The sequence below is a fragment of the Paenisporosarcina sp. P4_D4 genome (genome assembly GCF_056401835.1).
Genome location: NZ_JBFUIO010000252.1, coordinates 1 through 1,865 on the forward strand (window position 1 = coordinate 1; position 1,865 = coordinate 1,865).

Below are 1,865 nucleotides of genomic sequence, written 5' to 3' on the forward strand. Positions count from 1 at the left end.
CATCCAACCAACCAAAATACAAAACGTGATGGCACCCACCGCCACGATCACGCCGACTGCAGTCCAACCCATGTCCCTGCCACTTGGAGCTACAGTGAGCGTGCTCGAATCAGGACGTTCTGTTACCACCAACCCAGCGGATGGTAGCTATGGTATGTCTCATCCTGCTGGTGAGTTCACCTTGCGTGCTGAAGCATATGGATATTACTCTACAGATCAACGAGTGAAGATTCCTGCCGATGGTACAGTAGAAGCCAACTTTACCTTAAACCCGCTCCCGCGAGGAACGTTTAGCGGAACGGTCACAAACAAGTCAACAGGTCAGCCGCTAGCTAACGCAACACTCTCGCTGATCGAAGACGCGCTCATTCAACCTGTACAAACAGATGAAAACGGACGCTTCTCCATCACTGCCATTGAAGGAACTTATACCTTACATGTATTCAAGCCTCTCTATTACGGCGAAGATTTCACGATCACCATCCCAGCAAACGGAAATATCGAACAAAATGTTCCGTTACAACCATTTGTCGGCTATCCTGATGAGATCGGCTATGATGATGGGACAGCAGAAAACGCTCTGGCTTGGAATACTGTTGAAAATAATTATGGTTGGGGTTGGGGTGTGAAAATGTCTCTACCTGAAGGTAAAAATAGCGCCTTAGTCACCGCTGGTCACTTCCGCTTCTTGGATAAAACATATCCGGTTCCAGGGGGAACAGCCATTCAGGTTGCCATCTATGATGCAAGTGGACCGAATGGTGCTCCTGGTAAAAAATTGGCCGGTCCATTAAATGCGACTGCTCTGCGTAATGGAGAATGGACAGTTGTCGATCTGGCAAGCGAAGGAGTCATAGTAAACGGCGACTTCTATATGGTCTATATCCAACAAAAGCCCTACCCATATATACCAGCACTCGCTACTGATACAAGCAGTCCATACGCAGGTCATAGCTGGCAAATGGTTAACGGATTTTGGTCCCCATCCCCTGAAAAATACGGAAACGTTATGATTCGGGCACGGGTAGACTTTAACGCGATCAGTCCAGTGATCACAACGCCTAAAGATGTAGCCTACACCAATCAATCTACTTTCACGGTAGAAGGAAAAGCTTCACCTACTACCCAAGTTCATCTTTTCAATAAAGGCGAAGAAGTGGCTACCACACCAACCAGAGAGGATGGCACCTTCGCCGTAGATGTGACTCTCCATAACGGAGAAAACATGCTGACAGCTACCTCTTCTACAGATCTGGGTAGTACGGATCCGTCCGAGCCAGTGAAGATCATCCTTGATCAAGCAAAACCAGAACTAACCATCACCAAACCTACTGAAGGCAACAAGACGAATCAACAAGCAGTTACGATCGAAGGAAAAGCGACCGATCCATATCTAGCAGAAGTCACTATAAATGGTCAAAAAGCGAATGTCACAGAAGATGGCTCCTATTCCCTAGATATACTGCTCAATAATGGAGAAAATAAATTTACTGTCACTGCAAAGGACCGTGCTGGAAACGAAACTAGCAAGGAAGTCACTGTTTACGCCAAGTTTAATCCACCTGCGATTGAAAACTTAAAACCAGCTCAAAATGTGGTGATAAAAACGGGTAAAACGTTGACCGTCGAACTAGAAAGTGAGCCAGGAATTAATGGCTTCTTCTTGGTCCGCGTACCTTCAGCCAATGCAACTGCGACCGCCACTTCTTTTGAAATACCATTAACAGAACAAGGAGAAGGTCACTATGTTGGTACCTGGAAGGCACCAACAGACAAGATCAACGGTGCTGTGATCGAAGTGGTGATGAGAGATGCTTATGGAAACGAATCTCGTCAAACAGCCGCTGGTAAAGTGTATGTAAACG

General features: G+C 46.5%; 1 protein-coding gene. It reads left to right on the forward strand.

The features are described from left to right. Positions 1 to 1,865 (forward strand): carboxypeptidase regulatory-like domain-containing protein (locus AC1DSL_RS17765; protein WP_477533252.1); only part of this gene is annotated, 1,865 nt, incomplete at both ends.